Here is a 17673-nt window from a genome sequence, read left to right as displayed (position 1 = left end):
GGCTTTTACGTCGGCATGTAAAGCCATTTACTCCGGTACGTAAAATCTTGACCAGTACACGGCGATGTTAGTCGACTTGCATATCTTGGAGCAGTAACCTATCTTTTCTTTAAAAGAGAGGGAGTCCCTGAGTGATCCTCCCCCTGATACCAGATTCTCTATGGATGCAATTCTTTAAAAGTCTGATTCTCTTCTTTCACCTGCTTCACAGTTTCATTCAGATCGTCAATCGGCAGATCGTATCCATACCACCCGGTATAGCAATCGGTTACATACCATTTACCGTCAATCAAGTCGAATATCACACGTAAGTCAACTTCCGACTCCTCATACCCAGCTTCAAACTCTTTATGGGTAGGTTCGTTCACCGTAAATTTAGAAACATAGATTCCTCCTTCCTCCTGGGTAATGCGTTCCTCTTTTAGAGTCTCGCCATCCAGCAACGGCCATTTCTCTTGTGTAAAGGGGAAGGTTTTCTCGCTATTTCCATCGTCCGTCATCAGAGTGATGGGAGTTTTTAACGGAAACTTCACACGGGTATACTGGAAAGAAGCACTTGAGGTGAACTTCTTCAGAAACGTCTGGAAAGGTTCATCAGCCGTTTCCGCAGTAGCGGCACTCTCTGCCTTCGCTTTCGAAGTATTTCCACAGGAAATAAAGCAAATGCCTCCCATCAGGGTAAGCATAAACAGACAAAGCACAAATCTTTTCACTTTCATAATGAATGGGTTATTAAGACGGGGAATCCCACCCCGCATTTTCAGCGGGCAAAGATAATATATCTTCCTAATATCCAATCGGGAAGGACAGAATTATTTATGTTTCAGGTATTCATATCCGAAGCGGCAATAAAGACATTTCTTCTTGTCGCAATATTCCTTCTGTAACTGTAACAACGCCTGACTGTCCGCTGCTGTCCGGACAGGAATTCCGGCTTCGCTCCACATGCGGGTGACGTAGTTGTTTTCAGCTTTCAACTCTTCAAGCAATGAAGCTGCGCGTTCACACAACCTTTCGTCTGCCTTATGCAAACCGTAAGCATACAGAAAAGGTATGACCGTATTGATAATGATCAGTTCCCTTGCACCGGAACCGATGCTTTTCTCCTTCCGGGGAGAGGTCCTGCCAAACATGAAGTGCTCCTCCCAATAAGCAGAAGTATGACCGGAGAAGATCGACTTTAACTCTTTCAGGGTTTGCGCTTCCATGACACGTGAAAACAGGGAACGCTCTTTGTAATATAGGGAAGCCAGTTGTGCCAGCCTCACATGTGGAAAATTGCCGGGACGAAGACGGAGAAAACGCCACAAAGAAGCATTCATCACCGGCGGAAGTTCAAACTTATGTTGCAGATAACGGAATTCCTTCTGCATCCAACTGAAATAATCGTCAACAGGTTCTCCCTCCAGCAAACCGGCCTGTCCAAAGAAGAAAGCCTCCACTTGTGTCAGGTCGTCACGATGCTTATCGATGGAGCGGAACGGAAGCAGATTCGCCCAGGCTTCAAAAGCATCTCCATTCAGTCCGAAACCAAAATTACGTGCCAGCGTGATGAAAAAGGCGTCCTCCCAATGTTGGTTGCAGCGCTGAAGCCGCCGGGATATGGTCTGGTTCTTCTGATCGAAACGCTCGGTCTGTAAAGCTGTCAGCCAGGAATGAACCGTTAGTTTGGAAAGAGTTTCCAAGATCGAATAGCAAGGTGGATGTACGTCTGCCCGGCAAAGCTCGTCATAATGTTCCTTCACCCGGCGGGGACAAGCCAACCGGAGTTGCGGGACAGGTTCACCATTGGTGCGGTATATCTCACAATCTATTTCCGTGGCAATGTGTAAAATCACTGAGTCATAGGCTATATCATGATCATGCCCGTGACGGAACCAATCGGAAGAGACTGCATGTATTTCGACATTACCTACCCAAAGCGTACCGTCAATCTTTAGTTTGGCATTAAAAAAATCGGGGCCTGCATTAGGATTCGGCAGTCCCGTATCAATCACTTCAACAGGCAGCCCGGTGGTTGTTTGCAGTTCATGAAGAGGAAAGATTTTGTGTTTCCACACATAGTGTAGGAGGTGTTCCATTGTTAACAAGACGTTAATGTGCTCGACAAATGTAATAAAAATCCTATCTTTGCGACTAATATTTTGGATATAAAGTCTATAAAGTCAGTAAAACAATGAAAATAGCATTAATAGGTTACGGAAAAATGGGCAGGGAAATCGAAAAAGTAGCCCTCAGTCGCGGACACGAAATTGTCAGCATTATCGACATCAATAATCAGGATGATTTCGAATCCGAAGCGTTTAAATCGGCAGATGTGGCTATTGAGTTCACTAATCCCATGGTAGCCTACAGCAATTATATGAGAGCTTTCAAAGCAGGTGTAAAGTTAGTTTCGGGCAGTACCGGATGGATGGCAGAGCACGGCGATGAAGTAAAGGAACTATGCAGCAAAGGTGGAAAAACCCTGTTCTGGTCATCCAATTTCAGCCTGGGCGTAGCCATCTTCTCGGCAGTCAATAAGTATCTGGCTAAAATAATGAACCAGTTCCCAGCATATGACGTGACCATGAGTGAAACCCACCACGTGCACAAGCTCGATGCACCAAGCGGAACGGCCATCACGCTGGCAGAAGGTATTCTTGAAAACATGGAACGTAAAAACGTTTGGGTAAAAGAGGAAGCACACTCAGCGAACGAGTTGCCGATTCACTCCATCCGTGAAGGCGAAGTATTCGGTATCCACACCATCCGTTACGATTCGGAGGCGGACAGTATCTCCATCACCCACGATGCCAAAAACCGGGGAGGTTTTGCTTTGGGTGCGGTACTTGCCGCAGAATACACAGCAACCCATGAAGGCTATCTGGGTATGAGCGATTTATTCCCATTCTTAAAAGACTAACATCATGAGAAAAGCAACACGTACTCAATGGATAAAGTGTTCCATTGCCATTCTTCTTTATCTGATCTTTCTGATCTGGGTGAAAAGCTGGTGGGGACTGATTGTGGTTCCTTTTATTTTCGATGTTTACATTACCAAGAAAATCCCCTGGTCATTCTGGAAGAAGTCAAAGAACCCGACTGTCCGAAGCGTAATGAGTTGGGTAGATGCCATCGTTTTCGCTTTGGTGGCAGTATATTTCGTGAACATCTATATCTTTCAGAATTATCAGATCCCATCCTCCTCACTGGAAAAATCATTGCTGGTGGGAGACTTCCTGTATGTAAGCAAGATGAGCTATGGTCCCCGTGTACCGAATACTCCGCTATCGATGCCATTGGCACAGCATACACTGCCGATACTGAACACCAAGTCGTACATTGAGTGGCCTCAGTGGAAATACAAACGTGTGCCCGGGTTCGGTAAAGTAAAACTGAACGATATTGTAGTGTTTAACTTCCCTGCAGGAGACACTGTTGCGCTGAACTTTCCGGATGCCGACTTTTATACACTGGCATACAACATCGGGAAGCAGATTTATCCGAATCCGATCAATATGGACAGTCTGACCCGGGAACAACAGAAAACAGTATACGATTTATATTACAATGCCGGACGAAAAGAAATAATGTCCAATCCCCAACGGTATGGCAAAGTTGTCACCCGTCCGGTGGACCGCCGGGAGAATTACGTAAAACGTTGTGTAGGGCTGCCGGGCGATACACTCCAAATTATCAACGGTCAGGTGATGATTGACGGGAAGGCAATAGAAAACCCTGAGAACCTGCAATTCAACTACTTTGTGCAAACTACGGGTCCGTATATCACAGAAGAGATGTTCCGCGAACTGGGGATCAGTAAAGCCGACCAGGGATTAACTCCCGAAGGAGCAGGTTATGAAGAAGGGTTGGTTGAGTTAGGAATGGATGGACGAAACGCCCAAGGCAGGCTGAATCCTGTATATCACCTTCCGCTCACAAAAAAAATGTATGATACTCTGTCCGCCAACAAAAAGTTGATCAGCAAAATCGTGATAGAGCCGGAAGATTATGCCGGAGACATGTATCCTCTGAATTTATATACTCACTGGAACCGCAGCAATTACGGCCCTATCTGGATTCCGGCAAAGGGAGCCACTATCACGCTGACTCCGGATAATCTGCCTATCTACGAACGTTGCATCACTGCCTACGAAGGCAATAAACTGGAACAGAAAGAAGACGGAATCTACATTAACGGTGTGAAGACAGACCAGTATACTTTCCAGTTGGATTATTACTGGATGATGGGTGATAACCGGCATAATTCGGCTGATTCCCGTTATTGGGGATTCGTACCCGAAGACCACGTAGTAGGTAAACCGATCGTCGTATGGCTGTCATTGGATAAAGACCGTGGCTGGTTTGACGGTAAAATCCGCTGGAACCGCATCTTTAAGTGGGTAGACTAAGTAGTAATGAGAAAGGGATTTAAATGGATTATAGCATTTGCCGGAGCAATAGTTATCGTATTATTGCTCCGCGGCTTTGCTTTTACCTCATGCCTGATACCTTCATCGGGCATGGAGAACTCCCTTTTCCAAGGCGAACGTATTCTGGTCAATAAGTGGAGCTACGGACTTCGGGCACCTTATATGTCACTGTTCTCCTACCACCGCTGGAATCCAAGGCGCATTGATAAAGACGACATCGTCGTATTCAATAATCCCGCGGCTATCAAAGAACCGGTCATCGACCGGAGAGAAATCTATATCAGCCGGTGTATCGGTGTACCGGGAGATACTTTGCTTATCGATTCACTATTCAATGTAGTAGACCGCAACACACAACTCGGACCGGACCGGAAACAACTCTACACTTATCCACAGACCAAGGAACAGCAGTTAGACTCACTACTTTCCATTCTTTCCATCGGCTCCAATGAACTGATGGGGCAGCATGAAGGCAAGAATGTACGAAGCTTCAGCCGTTACGAATATTATCTGCTTGAACAGGCGATGAACGGAAAAAGCTGGATACAACCTCTGAGCCAAAGCCGGCAGGAAGAAACTAAACCGCTCATCATCCCTGGCAAGGGAAAGGCCGTCAGAGTTTATCCGTGGAACAGGACCCTGTTGCGGAATACGCTGGTGTTGCATGAAGGCAAACAAGCGGAAATCCGGAACGATACGCTCTACATTGAAGGTCACCCTTCACAGCATTGCTATTTTACCAAAGATTATTACTGGATGGCTTCCAATAACTCGGTAAATCTCTCCGATTCCCGCTTGTTCGGCTTTGTGCCGCAAGATCATGTCATTGGGAAAGCTTCGCGAATCTGGTTCTCAAAGAAAGACCATACGGGAATCTTCAACGGATACCGCTGGAACCGATTCTTCCAACCGGTGAAGTAGTCAGTCCCACAAACCACAAATTATATATCAGCAACCAAGTAATCACAAAGTATCAACTACCCATGAAAGTCGCTTATCTCTCTTCTGCCTATCTGGCACCCGTAGAATATTATAGTAAACTGTTGAATTACGATAAAATATTCATCGAGCAGCACGATCATTACATGAAACAGACCTACCGGAACCGCTGTACTATTGCAGGTCCGGAGGGAGAACTGGCACTTTCTGTTCCTACCGTAAAACCGGAAAACCCGAAATGTCCGATGAAGGATATCCGGATTTCCGACCATGGCAACTGGAGGCATCTGCACTGGAATGCAATGGAATCGGCCTATAACAGCACCCCTTTTTTTGAATATTATAAAGACGATTTTCGCCCTTTCTATGAAAAGAAATATGAATTCCTCACAGATTTCAATGAAGAATTGTGCCGGCTTGTATGCAAGCTGATAGATATACAACCTGATACGGAACGAACCACCGAATATAAAGCGGACTTCGCCCCGAACGAAATAGACTTCCGGGAAGCCATCCATCCCAAAAAGAATTTCCGCCAAGCCGATCCGGAATTTATTCCCCAACCTTACTATCAGGTTTTCGAAACCCGCCACGGATTCCTGCCCAACCTGAGTATCATCGACCTCTTATTCAATATGGGACCGGAAAGTTTGTTAATACTGCAACAAACAATAGCCAATCCCCGATAAAAGGAGTTGACCAAAAATTAATTTCCTTCCTTTTTTGAACCGTTCCATCAACTTTATAACTATATTTGCATGCTGCGTGTACGATAACGGAGCTATAGAAGAAGAAGTTTAAACTTAAAATATAATAGTATGGCAAACTTATTTAGTGTAAAGGATAAGGTAGTGGTCATTACCGGTGGAACAGGAGTATTGGGAAAAACAATTGCAGTCCATCTGGCAGAAGAAGGTGCCAAGGTCGTTATCCTCGGACGTAAAGCCGAAGTGGGCAACGAGATAGTAAAAACAATATGCGCCAAAGGGGGCGAAGCTCTGTTCCTGGCAACCAATGTACTCGACCGGAACATCCTTGAACAGAACCTGGCAGATATATTGAAAGCTTATGGGCGGGTAGACGCATTGCTCAATGCGGCAGGCGGCAATATGCCGGGAGCTACGATTGCACCGGCAAGTGACATCTTCGATCTGAAAATAGATGAATTTCAGAAGGTAGTGGATCTTAATCTGACCGGTACCGTATTGCCGACACAAGTATTTCTAAAACCGATGACAGAGCAGAAAAGCGGAGCTATTGTCAATTTCTCCTCAATGGCAGCTTTCCGGCCTTTGACACGTGTGGCCGGTTATTCGGCTTCCAAAGCAGGCATTTCCAACTTTACCGCATTTATGGCCACAGAAATAGCCAAAAAGTTTGGTGAAGGAATCCGTATAAATGCCATTGCCCCCGGTTTCTTCCTGACAGAGCAGAACCGCACTTTACTAACCAATCCGGACGGAACATATACTCAACGAGGACAGGATGTCATCCGCCAAACCCCATTCGGACGTATGGGACGCGCTGAAGAGTTATGCGGCACAATACAATACCTGATCAGCGACGCAGCAAGCTTCGTAACGGGCACTGTGGCCATAGTGGACGGCGGATTCAATGCTTTTGCAATGTAAAGAGACCTCTCCCATGCATCTTCCCTCCCCAGAGATAAAACGAACAGAATGATTAAACCTACTTTCAAAAGTAAAAAATGACTTATGAATCAACCTTATATCACTTCATCAAAGAATAAACTCTTTCTTTCCGAACAAACCTGGCGCTGGTATGGACCGGATGATCCTGTCAGCCTTTGGGACATTAAACAAGCCGGAGCTACGGGAATTGTCAACGCTCTCCACCACATCCCTAATGGCGAAGTATGGACTGTAGAAGAAATTATGAAACGAAAGGAACTGATCGAATCCGTCGGTCTGCGATGGTCGGTAGTAGAAAGTGTCCCGGTACACGAACACATCAAAACCCAGACAGGCGATTACAGAAAATACATCGAAAACTACAAAGAGAGCTTACGTAACCTCGGTAAATGTGGAATTCATATCGTTACCTACAATTTTATGCCCGTACTCGACTGGACTCGCACCGATCTTGCCTATACCCTACCCGATGGCTCCAAAGCACTTCGTTTTGAACGTGCCGCTTTTATCGCTTTCGATCTTTTCTTACTGAAACGACCGGGTGCAGAGAACGACTATACCGATGAAGAAAAAGCCAAAGCAAAAATTCGTTTCGAACAGATGGACGCAACGGAGAAACAACTCCTTGTCCGTAATATGATTGCCGGACTTCCCGGTTCGGAAGAGAGTTTCACGCTGGAGCAGTTTCAACAGGAACTGAATCGTTACAAAGGTATCGACGCGGATAAGCTACGTGCCCACTTAATCTACTTCCTGAAAGAAGTGACTGCGGTAGCAGACGAGGCCGGTGTAAAGCTGGTGATTCATCCGGATGACCCACCCTGCCCCATTCTGGGTTTACCGCGTATCATGAGTTGTGCGGCCGATTTTCAGGCACTGATCGATGCTGTGCCTAATGAATCGAACGGGCTTTGTCTCTGTACCGGATCACTTGGAGTAAGCAGTGCCAACGACCTGGAAGGTATGATGAAACAATTCGGCGATCGTATCAATTTTGTCCACTTCCGAAGCACTCAGCGAGATTCCGAAGGAAATTTCTACGAAGCCAACCACCTGGAAGGAGACGTAGATATGTACCGGGTCATGAAAGCTTTCCTTGAATTACAACAGAGAAGAAAAGTATCTATCCCCATGCGTCCGGATCATGGACACCAAATGGTGGACGATTTAAAGAAGAAAACCAATCCGGGATACTCCTGCATTGGACGCCTGCGCGGACTTGCCGAGCTAAGAGGACTGGAAATGGGAATTGCAAAATCAATCTTTTAAAAACACGAAAAGGCAGTAAAAGACCTTTTCACCCACCGCTGCCTCCACAGATTAACACAGAAAGTAAGACCGAAGCCTACTCGATCTCTGTTTTTCTGTGGAGCCAGCGATAGTTTTGACACATTTATAAGGCCTCATCCTATCTGCTGCCTATACACTTCCTCTTTAATTCTTTCCACCTGTTCAGACAGTCGGGGAGAATCTTCATTTCCCATAATCCAAAGTGGACAGGCGTTCTCCATAGCATGATAAGAAGGCTGTACATAGGTTTTATCGAGCACCTTGTATCCGTTACGCCGATAATAGTTCACGCGCCGGGTAGTCATTTCATCTTCCGTAGGCTCTACTTCCAGCAGGCGCAGTCCTTTCAGGTGTCCGGCCACATAATCAAGCACCTGCTGCCCTATCTTTTTATTCCGCATTTCCGGGAATACAGCCAGGTGTTCCAAATAGTAGAAGTCACCCATATCCCAGTATACAAACATTCCACTCAACTCTCCATCACATTCAATAGCATTGAAATACATGGGGGTATGGTTCTCAATCATTCGTTTCAACTGCCCGATTTTTCTTCTCTCACTTTCGGGAAAAGACTCCTCGTACAAAGGAATCAAACGGTTCAGACGTGAATCGTCAGCACTCGTAATACGGCTTAATGTCATCATAATTTTTTAGGTTTTCAGGCAAAGATAAGCGGAATAAGCCGGAAGACAGCAGACTTTAAACATTTTTACGCTATCTTTGTGAGCATAACTCCTGATTAATTTAACACATTATGAAAACCTCATCCCCTCAACGAGTCGCTGCGGTCGATGTATTCCGTGCACTCACCATGTTCCTTATGCTTTTTGTGAATGATATTCCCGGACTCAGAAACATCCCCCATTGGCTTGGACACGCAGCAATGACAGAAGACATGTTAGGCTTCTCCGATACTATTTTCCCGGCTTTCCTGTTCTGCATGGGCATGTCTATTTCGTTTGCGGTACAAAACCGATACCAAAAGGGCGATTCACCGCTCCAAGTGATTATGCATATTTTCTGGCGAACCGTGGCACTGGTTGTTATGGGACTTTTCTCTGTAAACAGCGGAGGAGTGGCAGGACTCTCCCATCCCTGGTTCTCTATCATTATGGTGATTGGCTTCTTCCTGATCTGGGGAGTATACCCTCAACCGATAACCACCCGAAAGAAATATCTCTATACGGGAATGAAGACAGCAGGTATTTTACTGCTGACTTTCCTGATCCTCTACAAAGGATTTCATGGAGCACCTTTCCAGCAGAAATGGTGGGGAATTCTGGGCCTTATTGGCTGGACCTATGTAATCTGTGCCTCTGTATATTTATTTACCCGGGAAAACCTGGTACGCAACCTTTTCGTCTGGGTACTGTTTATCATTCTGGCATTGCTGAATCATGCAGACATCCTGCCGCTTCCATTCATACCAAGTGATATGACATTACACGCATTCGGAATATCGGGCATGCTAACTTCACTATTGATGCAGAAATATGCCAGCCCCGAATGCCCCGGAAAGTTTATAGGGATATTATGCGGTCTGGGCCTCCTTATGCTGGCAGCCGGCTTTGCCTCACATCCTTTCTGGATTATCTCAAAGATACAAGCCACTCCAAGCTGGTTCTTCTTCTGTACGGCAGCTTTCTTCCCGTCATTCGGCTTCTTCTATTGGCTGACTGACATAAAAGGCAAAACCGGCTGGTTCGATATTATCAAACCGGCAGGAACCGCAACCCTTACCTGCTATATCATTCCATATATCTGGTATGCAATGCAACAACTACTTGGATTACACTACCCCACCGCATTGGGCAGCGGCATACCGGGATTAATGAAATCGGCCATATTCTCACTGATTATTGTCGGTATCACAGGATTACTGGTCAAAGCTAAGATTAAACTAAAAGTATAAATCAAACTCCGCAGACTGAACCATCCAAGGTGACTAATGGCCCCACTGCCGGTCAGCTCCTTTGGACGGTTCAATTTCCTATTATTAAAAATAATTAATAACCCGAGAAAAAGCAAAGCCACCCGAAGTAAAGATCCGTATTAATCCATACATTTGCGCCAATTATGACAGCATACATCAAACTATTAATGCTATGCCTGTTATTTTTGGTATTCGGTACCCAGAAAAGCAGTGCTCTACAACCCGCCAATAACGGGGTGACAGTCACTACTGCCGTAAAAAGCTATACTCACAACATACCTTCTTTTGATAACTCAAGACACGACCTATTCGACTTTAATCAAGGGATACTGGTCAAAAAGGCTGTTTCGGATTCGGCCAACCCGTATAAACAAAGCAATAACCTCCATCCGGCTGCCAAGACGGACTCTCAGAAATTAATAACATTCAAAGAATACACTTCTTTTTATACTCTTCATAACAGAGTTAAGCCTGCACCCAAATACTATGTATTTGCGCTCAGGCATATTCTTATTTAGCACTTTCTGTACTACGGGTGTCTATGCGATTCGGCATAGCCTTGATTATGATGTTTTTTTAGTTTATATATTCCAAGGTCAGAGAGTGCATCGTAAAGATTTATATAAGTATTAATTGTGTGTCTAATAGTAATGTCAATCCTCAGATGCACCCTCTTCCTTTTCTTCTTATCTGTAGATCAGTGTAGAAAGATATTCCTCTGCGAACATCTCATTGGCTACCTCCAGCAACCCTTCTGCAGTTAATGCTTCGATTCGCCGGAAAACAGATTCAGATGATTCATACTTGTGGTAATGCAAGAAGGTCTTTGCCATCCCCAACGCATTATTTTCATTATTATCCGAAGCAACTCCAATCTGCCCGATCAGTTGTTTTTTAGCAGCCATCAGCTGCGAAGAGGTCATTTTCACATCCCGCATCCTTTTCAGTTCTTTGTAAGTCAACCGCAGACAAGTATCCACATCCGCAGGATCGGTTCCAAAATAGATGCAGAAAGCTCCCGTATCCGTATACGATGTCAGATTGGACTCCACAGTGTAGACCAATCCTCTTCGCTCGCGGAGAGAAACATTCAGGCGACTGTTCATCCCCGGACCACCCAGAATATTATTCAGCAGATACAAGCCGGTACGTTTATCATCATAAGCATTGTATCCCCTACTGCCAATCATCACATGCGCCTGATGGGTCTCCTTATGGACAACCAGATGCTCCGGTACGTAAAGGGGAGGCGGAGTACGGTGATTATCGACTCCAATCAACGGAAGGTCTGCCAACAGTTTCTCCACCTGGCGGACTATTTTCTGAAAGTTGAAGTTGCCCAAAACAAAGAATACCATATTGGAAGGTTGATAGAACCGGGAAGTAAAAGCAACCGCATCCCCGCTTCGGAATTGCTTCAGCAATTCCGGCCTGCCCAGAATGTTGCGTCCCAACGGATGATTCCGGAAAATCATATCTTCAAAGTCATCGAAAATAAGCTCCGAAGGAGTATCTTCGTATGACTGTATCTCGTCGATAATCACTTCCGTCTCCTTTTCTATCTCGTTCTGCGGAAAAGTGGAGTGAAAAACAATATCTGCCAGCAATTCCAGTGCCCGCCCAAAATGTTCGGTCAGGAATGCCGAATAGATCACCGTCTCTTCCTTATTGGTATATGCATTCAGGTCGCCTCCTACATTCTCCATACGATTCAGGATATGCCATGCCTTCCGTTTCCGGGTACCTTTAAAAATCAGGTGCTCCACAAAGTGGGCCATTCCTTGTTCGTTTTCAGCCTCATCACGGGTGCCGGCATCTACGGCAAATCCACAATAAGCCACCTTTGAAAGCGAAGGCTCATGGATGATGCGAAGACCGTTGGACAGGGTATGTATATTATATTGCATTTCTGCACGGGTACTTAACTGCTTCATTCTTACTATTAAGTTAGGTTGAGGATACAAAAATACAATAAAACTTATTGTCGTTTATAGAAAATTGCAGATATTTGTAAGCTATAACATCAATAACCCTTATGGAAAAGATAGGAATTTTCTGTTCCGCGTCCGACAGCATCGACCCGACATTCTTCGATGCAGCCCATCAGATTGGCGAATGGATGGGAAGAAACGGCAAGACACTTATCTACGGTGGTGCCAACCTCGGACTCATGGAATGTGTGGCAAAGGCAGTCAAAGAAAGCGGGGGACGTGTCATCGGTGTAGTACCCTCCAAACTTGAAGAGAACGGCAAAGTGAGTACATATCTCGATGAAATGATCCGCACACACAATCTGAGTGACCGCAAGGATATCATCCTGCAACAGTCGGATGTATTGGTGGCTCTCCCCGGCGGTATCGGCACGCTGGATGAAGTATTTCATGTCATGGCAGCCGCTTCCATCGGTTATCACCAGAAGAAAGTGATCTTCTACAACGCAAATGGTTTTTATAGCCCGTTGCTTGCCGTACTCAGCGAATTACAGGCAAGAGGATTTGCCCGCCATCCGCTGTCCTCCTATTATGAAGTAGCAAACACATTTAATGAATTAACAACTAAGATATAATGATTGAATCGATTCAAGAACTCCTGCAAAAGGAAGCACAAGCCGTGCTGAATATTCCCGTGACCAATGCCTACGAAAAGGCGGTTGAGTTGATTGTGGAACAAATACACAGAAAAAAAGGCAAACTTGTAACTTCCGGCATGGGTAAAGCCGGACAAATAGCGATGAACATCGCCACTACGTTTTGTTCGACCGGTATTCCCTCTGTCTTCCTGCATCCCAGCGAAGCGCAACATGGCGATCTGGGCATCCTGCAAGAGAACGACCTGTTGCTGTTGATTTCAAACTCGGGCAAAACCCGTGAAATCGTAGAGTTAACGCAGTTGGCCCACAACCTGAATCCGGGCCTTAAATTCATCGTTATCACCGGAAACCCCGACAGTCCGCTTGCCAGCGAATCAGATGTATGCCTGAGTACAGGGCACCCTGCCGAGGTTTGTACACTGGGCATGACCCCTACTACCTCGACTACGGTAATGACCGTCATCGGCGATATCCTCGTGGTACAAACAATGAAAAGGACTGAATTCACTATCGAAGAATACTCCAAACGCCATCACGGTGGTTATCTGGGTGAAAAATCAAGAAAACTATGCGTAAAGTAATCGGCATCGGAGAGACTATACTCGATATCATCTTCCGGAACGACCAGCCTTCGGCAGCCGTTCCCGGAGGCTCTGTTTTCAACGGCATCGTTTCTTTAGGACGCATGGGAGTCAATGTATGTTTCATCAGCGAAACGGGCAACGACCATGTTGGAAACATCATCTTGCAATTCATGCGTGACAATCATATCCCGACGGATCACGTCAATGTGTTCCCGGATGGCAAATCGCCCGTATCCCTGGCTTTCCTGAACGAACACAGCGACGCGGAATACATCTTCTATAAAGACTATCCCAAACAGCGGCTGGACGTTTTGTTCCCTCCCATCAACGAAGATGATATCATTGTCATCGGTTCATACTATGCCCTGAATCCGGTTTTACGCGACAAGATTCTGGAACTGCTGGACATAGCGAGAGAGAAAAAAGCGATTGTATATTATGATCCCAATTTCCGTTCTTCACATAAGAACGAGGCTATGAAGTTAGCTCCAACCATTATCGAGAATCTGGAATATGCCGACATCGTAAGGGGATCTCTGGAAGACTTCTATTACATGTACGGAATCAAAGACGCAGAGAAGATCTACAAGGATAAAATCAAGTTTTATTGTCCGCTATTCCTTTGTACAGCCGGAGCAGAGAAAATCTCGCTGCGTACCAACACAATATCGAAAGAGTATCCTGTCACCCCGTTGCAAGCAGTCAGTACCATCGGTGCAGGAGACAACTTCAATGCCGGCCTGATCTACGGCATGTTAAAATATGACGTCCGTTACCGCGACTTGCAAAACCTGAGTGAGGAGACCTGGGATAAGGTGATACAATGCGGTCAGGATTTCTCCGCAGAAGTCTGCAAGAGTTTCAGCAACTCCGTATCGGAGGAGTTTGCGGCAAACTACCGTTAATGCTTGTCAGTTACGAGCTACAAGCAACAAGTAAATGTGCATCATCCGGCATAATTACCCGTAGCGTGTAGCCCGTAGCTAATTACTATTAACGTTGTCTAATTATAGCAAAGTAATTATACCATGTAACAAGAATCCATATCTTTGCAAATAGTGCTCTCAGACAAATACGAACTATGTACAAAAACCTGTTCAATTTACTAACTATTTTACTTATTCTGCCTTCGTGCACAGATATGTCTCCTAACATTTCGGTGGTTTGCGAAGAGAATAATATAGGAAACTGTATTCTTAAATGGGAAACAACCCCTCTCATCAAGGGGCAGGTGAAAGTATATGCATCCGACAATCCGGAGTTCATACCCGAAGACAATCCCGTCGCCATGGCTAACATCTCCGACGCACGGATAACGATTGTGACCAACGATCCTTCCAAACGCTCCTATTATACAATGGTATTCAATGACAAATACCGTGTAAAAGTGGCTCCCCGCAATGTAAATATGCCCGGCATACAGAACTTCCGCGACTTGGGAGGATATAAATCCGCTACAGGAAAGCACATACGCTGGGGCAAGCTCTACCGTTCGGCACAGATAGACAGCCTGAATTGCTTTGCCTTCAGAAAACTACAGAATCTGGGCATCAAAACCATTCTGGACCTGCGCTCCGAAAGCGAACTCCATAATACACCTCCTTTGCAAAAAGGATTCAATGTGGTGCATATCCCTATCAGTACGGGTGATATGGAACATATCCTGCACGGCATACAACAAGAGAAGATCAAGACGGATACCATTTACCACATGGTGGAAGGGATGAACCGCGAACTGGTGGTAAAATACCAGAAGGAATACAAGGAAATATTCGACATCCTGCTCGACAAAAACAGCTATCCGGTAGTGATTCACTGCTCGTCGGGAAAAGGACGGACCGGCATCGTATCTGCCCTGATACTGGCTGCTTTAGATATTAATGCGGATATCATTATGGAAGATTACCGTCTGAGCAACGATTACTTTAATATCCCCAAAGCGTCCAAGTACGCTTATAACCTGCCCGCCAACTCGCAGGAGGCCATTACCACTCTTTTCTCGGCAAAAGAAGATTTCCTTAATGCAGCCAAAGACGAGATAGAGCGCAAATACGGTGATGTATCCACTTATCTGCAGAAAGCAATCGGTCTGCAGCCCGAGGACACACACAGACTACGCAACATCTTGCTGGAATAACGCATTTTTTGTCCATCATTATTTATTGTTATCATTCGTAATTCACAATTAATCCGTATCTTTGCACCCGAATATAAAGATATACAGAGATTTAATGAAGACATTTGAAGAGCTTGGCGTTTCTCCGGAGATACGTAAAGCTATTGAAGAGATGGGATACGAGAATCCCATGCCGGTACAGGAGGAAGTGATTCCATACCTTTTAGGAGAGAACAATGATGTAGTAGCTCTTGCACAGACAGGAACGGGTAAGACCGCAGCGTTTGGCTTGCCCCTCATCCAAAAAATTAACGTAAAAAACAGAATCCCCCAATCACTCGTTCTATGCCCTACACGTGAGCTTTGCCTCCAGATAGCGGGCGATCTGAACGATTACTCCAAATACATTGACGGGCTGAAAGTATTGCCCGTATACGGTGGTTCGTCCATCGACAGCCAAATACGCAGCCTGAAACGGGGTGTACACATCATTGTTGCCACACCGGGACGTCTGCTCGACCTGATGGAACGCAAAACAGTATCGCTTGCCACTGTCACCAACGTGGTAATGGACGAAGCGGACGAAATGCTTAACATGGGCTTTACGGAGAGTATAAACGCTATTCTGGCCGATGTTCCGCAGGAACGCAACACACTGCTTTTCTCGGCTACGATGAGCCCCGAAATAGCCCGTATTTCGAAGAACTACCTTCACGATGCAAAAGAGATTACCATCGGACGCAAAAACGAAAGTACGAGCAATGTGAAGCATGTGGTATATACCGTACACGCAAAAGATAAATATGCTGCACTGAAACGCATCGTAGACTATTATCCGCAGATTTACGGTATCGTCTTCTGCCGTACCCGTAAAGAGACCCAGGAGATTGCCGATAAACTGATGCAGGAAGGCTATAACGCCGATTCACTGCACGGAGAACTTTCGCAGGCACAGCGTGACACGGTGATGCAGAAGTTCCGTATTCGCAACCTCCAGATACTGGTAGCCACAGACGTTGCCGCACGCGGACTGGACGTAGACGACCTGACACACGTCATCAACTACGGGTTGCCGGATGATACGGAAAGCTACACACACCGCAGCGGACGTACCGGACGTGCCGGTAAGACAGGTACATCGATTGCGATTATCAACCTGCGTGAAAAGGGAAAAATGCGCGAAATAGAGCGTATCATCGGCAAGAAGTTCATTGCCGGCGAAATGCCTACCGGCAAACAGATTTGCGAGAAACAGCTTCTTAAAGTGATCGATGACCTTGAAAAAGTAAAGGTAAACGAGGAAGACATTAACGACTTCATGCCCGAAATTTATCGTAAACTGGAATGGCTGAGCAAGGAGGACCTTATCAAGCGCATGGTATCGCACGAGTTCAACCGGTTCGTGGATTATTATCGCAATCGTGAAGAAATAGAGGTGCCGACAGACAGCCGCAGCGAACGTGCCGTAAAAAGCCGTGACGGCAAGAGTGGCCGCCAGGCTGAACCGGGCTTCACCCGACTTTTCATCAACCTGGGTAAGATGGATAACTTCTTCCCCCATGAACTGATTACCCTGCTCAACAATAACACCCGTGGAAGAGTGGAACTGGGACGTATCGACCTGATGAAGAACTTCTCGTTCTTCGAAGTAGAAGAGAAACAAGCGCAGAACGTAGTAAAAGCATTGAACCGGACAAACTGGAACGGACGCAAGGTTACGGTAGAGGTTGCCGGAGAAGAAGCACCTACGGAACGCAGAGGACGCGGAAAACGGAATGAAGGCAGTGACAAGGGCGGCAAAGGAAGAAATACAGCCGCATCGGCCGACCGCAAGGATAAAGGCAGAGCCGGTAAAGACGGAAAACAGGCGGACACCCGGAAAGCCCAAAAGCCCAGCCGCGAGGAACGCGGATATTCCGCAGCACGTGGTCCCAAAGGTAAAGATGAATGGAAGCAGTTCTTTAAAGATGCCGAACCCGACTTCAGCGAAGAGGGATGGGCAAGAAGAAAACCCAAGAAGAGCTAAGGACAAAAAGATAGGAAGAACGGCCTGTCAACTTTCAAAAAGACTTGATTAGCCGTTCCCTGCTTACTTCCCTTTCTTATAAAATTTCTCTTTCGGAGAGAAGCCGGATGAAAGCCCGGCTCTTCACT

At 45.9% G+C, this 17673-nt stretch carries 17 protein-coding genes; 13 read left to right on the top strand and 4 right to left on the bottom strand.

Features of this window, described 5'->3' with window-relative positions; genetic code table 11:
- Nucleotides 1–158: 158 nt before the first annotated feature.
- Together QK890_RS14715 and QK890_RS14710 are read right to left on the bottom strand one after the other, a co-directional pair.
- Entirely contained in the window at nt 159–719 is a 561-nt protein-coding gene (locus QK890_RS14715) for a DUF4348 domain-containing protein (RefSeq protein ID WP_005812309.1), read from the bottom strand.
- 93 nt (nt 720–812) lie between these two features.
- Entirely contained in the window at nt 813–2081 is a 1269-nt protein-coding gene (locus tag QK890_RS14710) for a DUF2851 family protein (protein WP_032541095.1), read from the bottom strand.
- Nucleotides 2082–2176: 95 nt separating this feature from the next.
- Between QK890_RS14710 and dapB the strand changes: the two genes are divergently transcribed.
- The 6 genes from dapB to uxuA all read left to right on the top strand — a co-directional run bounded on the left by dapB (nt 2177) and on the right by uxuA (nt 8275).
- A complete protein-coding gene (dapB, locus tag QK890_RS14705; RefSeq protein ID WP_005812312.1) occupies nt 2177–2905 on the top strand; it encodes a 4-hydroxy-tetrahydrodipicolinate reductase in 729 nt (242 codons plus the stop codon).
- 4 nt (nt 2906–2909) lie between these two features.
- Entirely contained in the window at nt 2910–4394 is a 1485-nt protein-coding gene (locus QK890_RS14700) for a S26 family signal peptidase (protein WP_005779578.1), read from the top strand.
- A gap of 6 nt (nt 4395–4400) precedes the next feature.
- Nucleotides 4401–5336 (top strand): signal peptidase I, encoded by a 936-nt coding sequence (gene lepB / locus QK890_RS14695; protein WP_032541096.1) that lies wholly within the window; start codon nt 4401–4403, stop codon nt 5334–5336.
- Nucleotides 5337–5398: 62 nt separating this feature from the next.
- A complete protein-coding gene (locus QK890_RS14690; RefSeq protein ID WP_032541098.1) occupies nt 5399–6043 on the top strand; it encodes a WbqC family protein in 645 nt (214 codons plus the stop codon).
- Nucleotides 6044–6172: 129 nt separating this feature from the next.
- Nucleotides 6173–6985, top strand: a complete 813-nt coding sequence (locus QK890_RS14685; protein ID WP_005779582.1) for an SDR family oxidoreductase — start codon at nt 6173–6175, stop codon at nt 6983–6985.
- Nucleotides 6986–7069: 84 nt separating this feature from the next.
- A complete protein-coding gene (uxuA, locus tag QK890_RS14680) occupies nt 7070–8275 on the top strand; it encodes a mannonate dehydratase (protein ID WP_032541103.1) in 1206 nt (401 codons plus the stop codon).
- Nucleotides 8276–8409: 134 nt separating this feature from the next.
- Here uxuA and QK890_RS14675 read toward each other — a convergent pair whose 3' ends face one another.
- Nucleotides 8410–8940, bottom strand: a complete 531-nt coding sequence (locus tag QK890_RS14675; RefSeq protein ID WP_005779586.1) for a GNAT family N-acetyltransferase — start codon at nt 8938–8940, stop codon at nt 8410–8412.
- A gap of 110 nt (nt 8941–9050) precedes the next feature.
- Here QK890_RS14675 and QK890_RS14670 point away from each other — a divergent pair, with 110 nt between their 5' ends.
- Together QK890_RS14670 and QK890_RS14665 are read left to right on the top strand one after the other, a co-directional pair.
- On the top strand, nt 9051–10208 hold the full coding sequence (locus tag QK890_RS14670) for a DUF5009 domain-containing protein (protein WP_367627435.1): 1158 nt from the start codon (nt 9051–9053) through the stop codon (nt 10206–10208).
- A gap of 164 nt (nt 10209–10372) precedes the next feature.
- Complete coding sequence (locus QK890_RS14665; RefSeq protein WP_032541106.1) at nt 10373–10747, top strand: hypothetical protein; 375 nt, start codon at nt 10373–10375, stop codon at nt 10745–10747.
- Nucleotides 10748–10915: 168 nt separating this feature from the next.
- Here the strand turns inward: QK890_RS14665 and QK890_RS14660 are convergent, their stop codons facing one another.
- Nucleotides 10916–12136 (bottom strand): pitrilysin family protein, encoded by a 1221-nt coding sequence (locus QK890_RS14660; RefSeq protein WP_005779593.1) that lies wholly within the window; start codon nt 12134–12136, stop codon nt 10916–10918.
- 128 nt (nt 12137–12264) lie between these two features.
- On the opposite strand from QK890_RS14660, the gene QK890_RS14655 reads away from it, so the two are divergent.
- The 5 genes from QK890_RS14655 to QK890_RS14635 all read left to right on the top strand — a co-directional run bounded on the left by QK890_RS14655 (nt 12265) and on the right by QK890_RS14635 (nt 17545).
- The gene (locus QK890_RS14655; RefSeq protein ID WP_005812321.1) at nt 12265–12795 is read left to right on the top strand and encodes a TIGR00730 family Rossman fold protein; all 531 of its coding nucleotides are present in this window, start codon (nt 12265–12267) and stop codon (nt 12793–12795) included.
- Nucleotides 12795–13400 carry an SIS domain-containing protein gene (locus QK890_RS14650; protein WP_005779596.1) on the top strand — a complete coding sequence of 202 codons (606 nt, stop codon included), beginning with the start codon at nt 12795–12797 and terminating at the stop codon, nt 13398–13400. Before QK890_RS14655 ends, QK890_RS14650 begins: the two co-directional genes overlap by 1 nt.
- Entirely contained in the window at nt 13388–14308 is a 921-nt protein-coding gene (locus QK890_RS14645; RefSeq protein WP_005779597.1) for a carbohydrate kinase, read from the top strand. The genes QK890_RS14650 and QK890_RS14645 overlap by 13 nt, the downstream gene beginning before the upstream one ends.
- Before the next feature lie 176 nt (nt 14309–14484).
- Nucleotides 14485–15540 carry a tyrosine-protein phosphatase gene (locus QK890_RS14640; protein WP_032542261.1) on the top strand — a complete coding sequence of 352 codons (1056 nt, stop codon included), beginning with the start codon at nt 14485–14487 and terminating at the stop codon, nt 15538–15540.
- A gap of 94 nt (nt 15541–15634) precedes the next feature.
- Nucleotides 15635–17545: a DEAD/DEAH box helicase gene (locus QK890_RS14635; protein WP_032541107.1), complete on the top strand. Its 1911-nt coding sequence runs from the start codon at nt 15635–15637 to the stop codon at nt 17543–17545.
- Nucleotides 17546–17673: the final 128 nt, after the last annotated feature.

The sequence above is a fragment of the Bacteroides sp. NGMCC 1.200775 genome (genome assembly GCF_040798045.1).
Classification (GTDB): Bacteria; Bacteroidota; Bacteroidia; order Bacteroidales; family Bacteroidaceae; genus Bacteroides; species Bacteroides hominis.
Note: the sequence above shows the minus strand (reverse complement) of the source record. Positions and strands in the feature narration are given on the sequence as shown.

Bases quoted from the DNA above. Each gene is read 5' to 3' on its own strand.
- QK890_RS14685 (WP_005779582.1), top strand. From the start codon at position 6,173: ATGGCAAACTTATTTAGTGTAAAGGATAAGGTAGTGGTCATTACCGGT.
- QK890_RS14635 (WP_032541107.1), top strand. From the start codon at position 15,635: ATGAAGACATTTGAAGAGCTTGGCGTTTCTCCGGAGATACGTAAAGCT.
- QK890_RS14640 (WP_032542261.1), top strand. From the start codon at position 14,485: ATGTACAAAAACCTGTTCAATTTACTAACTATTTTACTTATTCTGCCT.
- QK890_RS14665 (WP_032541106.1), top strand. From the start codon at position 10,373: ATGACAGCATACATCAAACTATTAATGCTATGCCTGTTATTTTTGGTA.
- QK890_RS14645 (WP_005779597.1), top strand. From the start codon at position 13,388: ATGCGTAAAGTAATCGGCATCGGAGAGACTATACTCGATATCATCTTC.
- dapB (WP_005812312.1), top strand. From the start codon at position 2,177: ATGAAAATAGCATTAATAGGTTACGGAAAAATGGGCAGGGAAATCGAA.
- QK890_RS14670 (WP_367627435.1), top strand. From the start codon at position 9,051: ATGAAAACCTCATCCCCTCAACGAGTCGCTGCGGTCGATGTATTCCGT.
- QK890_RS14700 (WP_005779578.1), top strand. From the start codon at position 2,910: ATGAGAAAAGCAACACGTACTCAATGGATAAAGTGTTCCATTGCCATT.
- QK890_RS14715 (WP_005812309.1), bottom strand. From the start codon at position 719: ATGAAAGTGAAAAGATTTGTGCTTTGTCTGTTTATGCTTACCCTGATG.
- QK890_RS14660 (WP_005779593.1), bottom strand. From the start codon at position 12,136: ATGCAATATAATATACATACCCTGTCCAACGGTCTTCGCATCATCCAT.
- QK890_RS14710 (WP_032541095.1), bottom strand. From the start codon at position 2,081: ATGGAACACCTCCTACACTATGTGTGGAAACACAAAATCTTTCCTCTT.
- QK890_RS14655 (WP_005812321.1), top strand. From the start codon at position 12,265: ATGGAAAAGATAGGAATTTTCTGTTCCGCGTCCGACAGCATCGACCCG.
- lepB (WP_032541096.1), top strand. From the start codon at position 4,401: ATGAGAAAGGGATTTAAATGGATTATAGCATTTGCCGGAGCAATAGTT.
- uxuA (WP_032541103.1), top strand. From the start codon at position 7,070: ATGAATCAACCTTATATCACTTCATCAAAGAATAAACTCTTTCTTTCC.
- QK890_RS14650 (WP_005779596.1), top strand. From the start codon at position 12,795: ATGATTGAATCGATTCAAGAACTCCTGCAAAAGGAAGCACAAGCCGTG.
- QK890_RS14690 (WP_032541098.1), top strand. From the start codon at position 5,399: ATGAAAGTCGCTTATCTCTCTTCTGCCTATCTGGCACCCGTAGAATAT.
- QK890_RS14675 (WP_005779586.1), bottom strand. From the start codon at position 8,940: ATGATGACATTAAGCCGTATTACGAGTGCTGACGATTCACGTCTGAAC.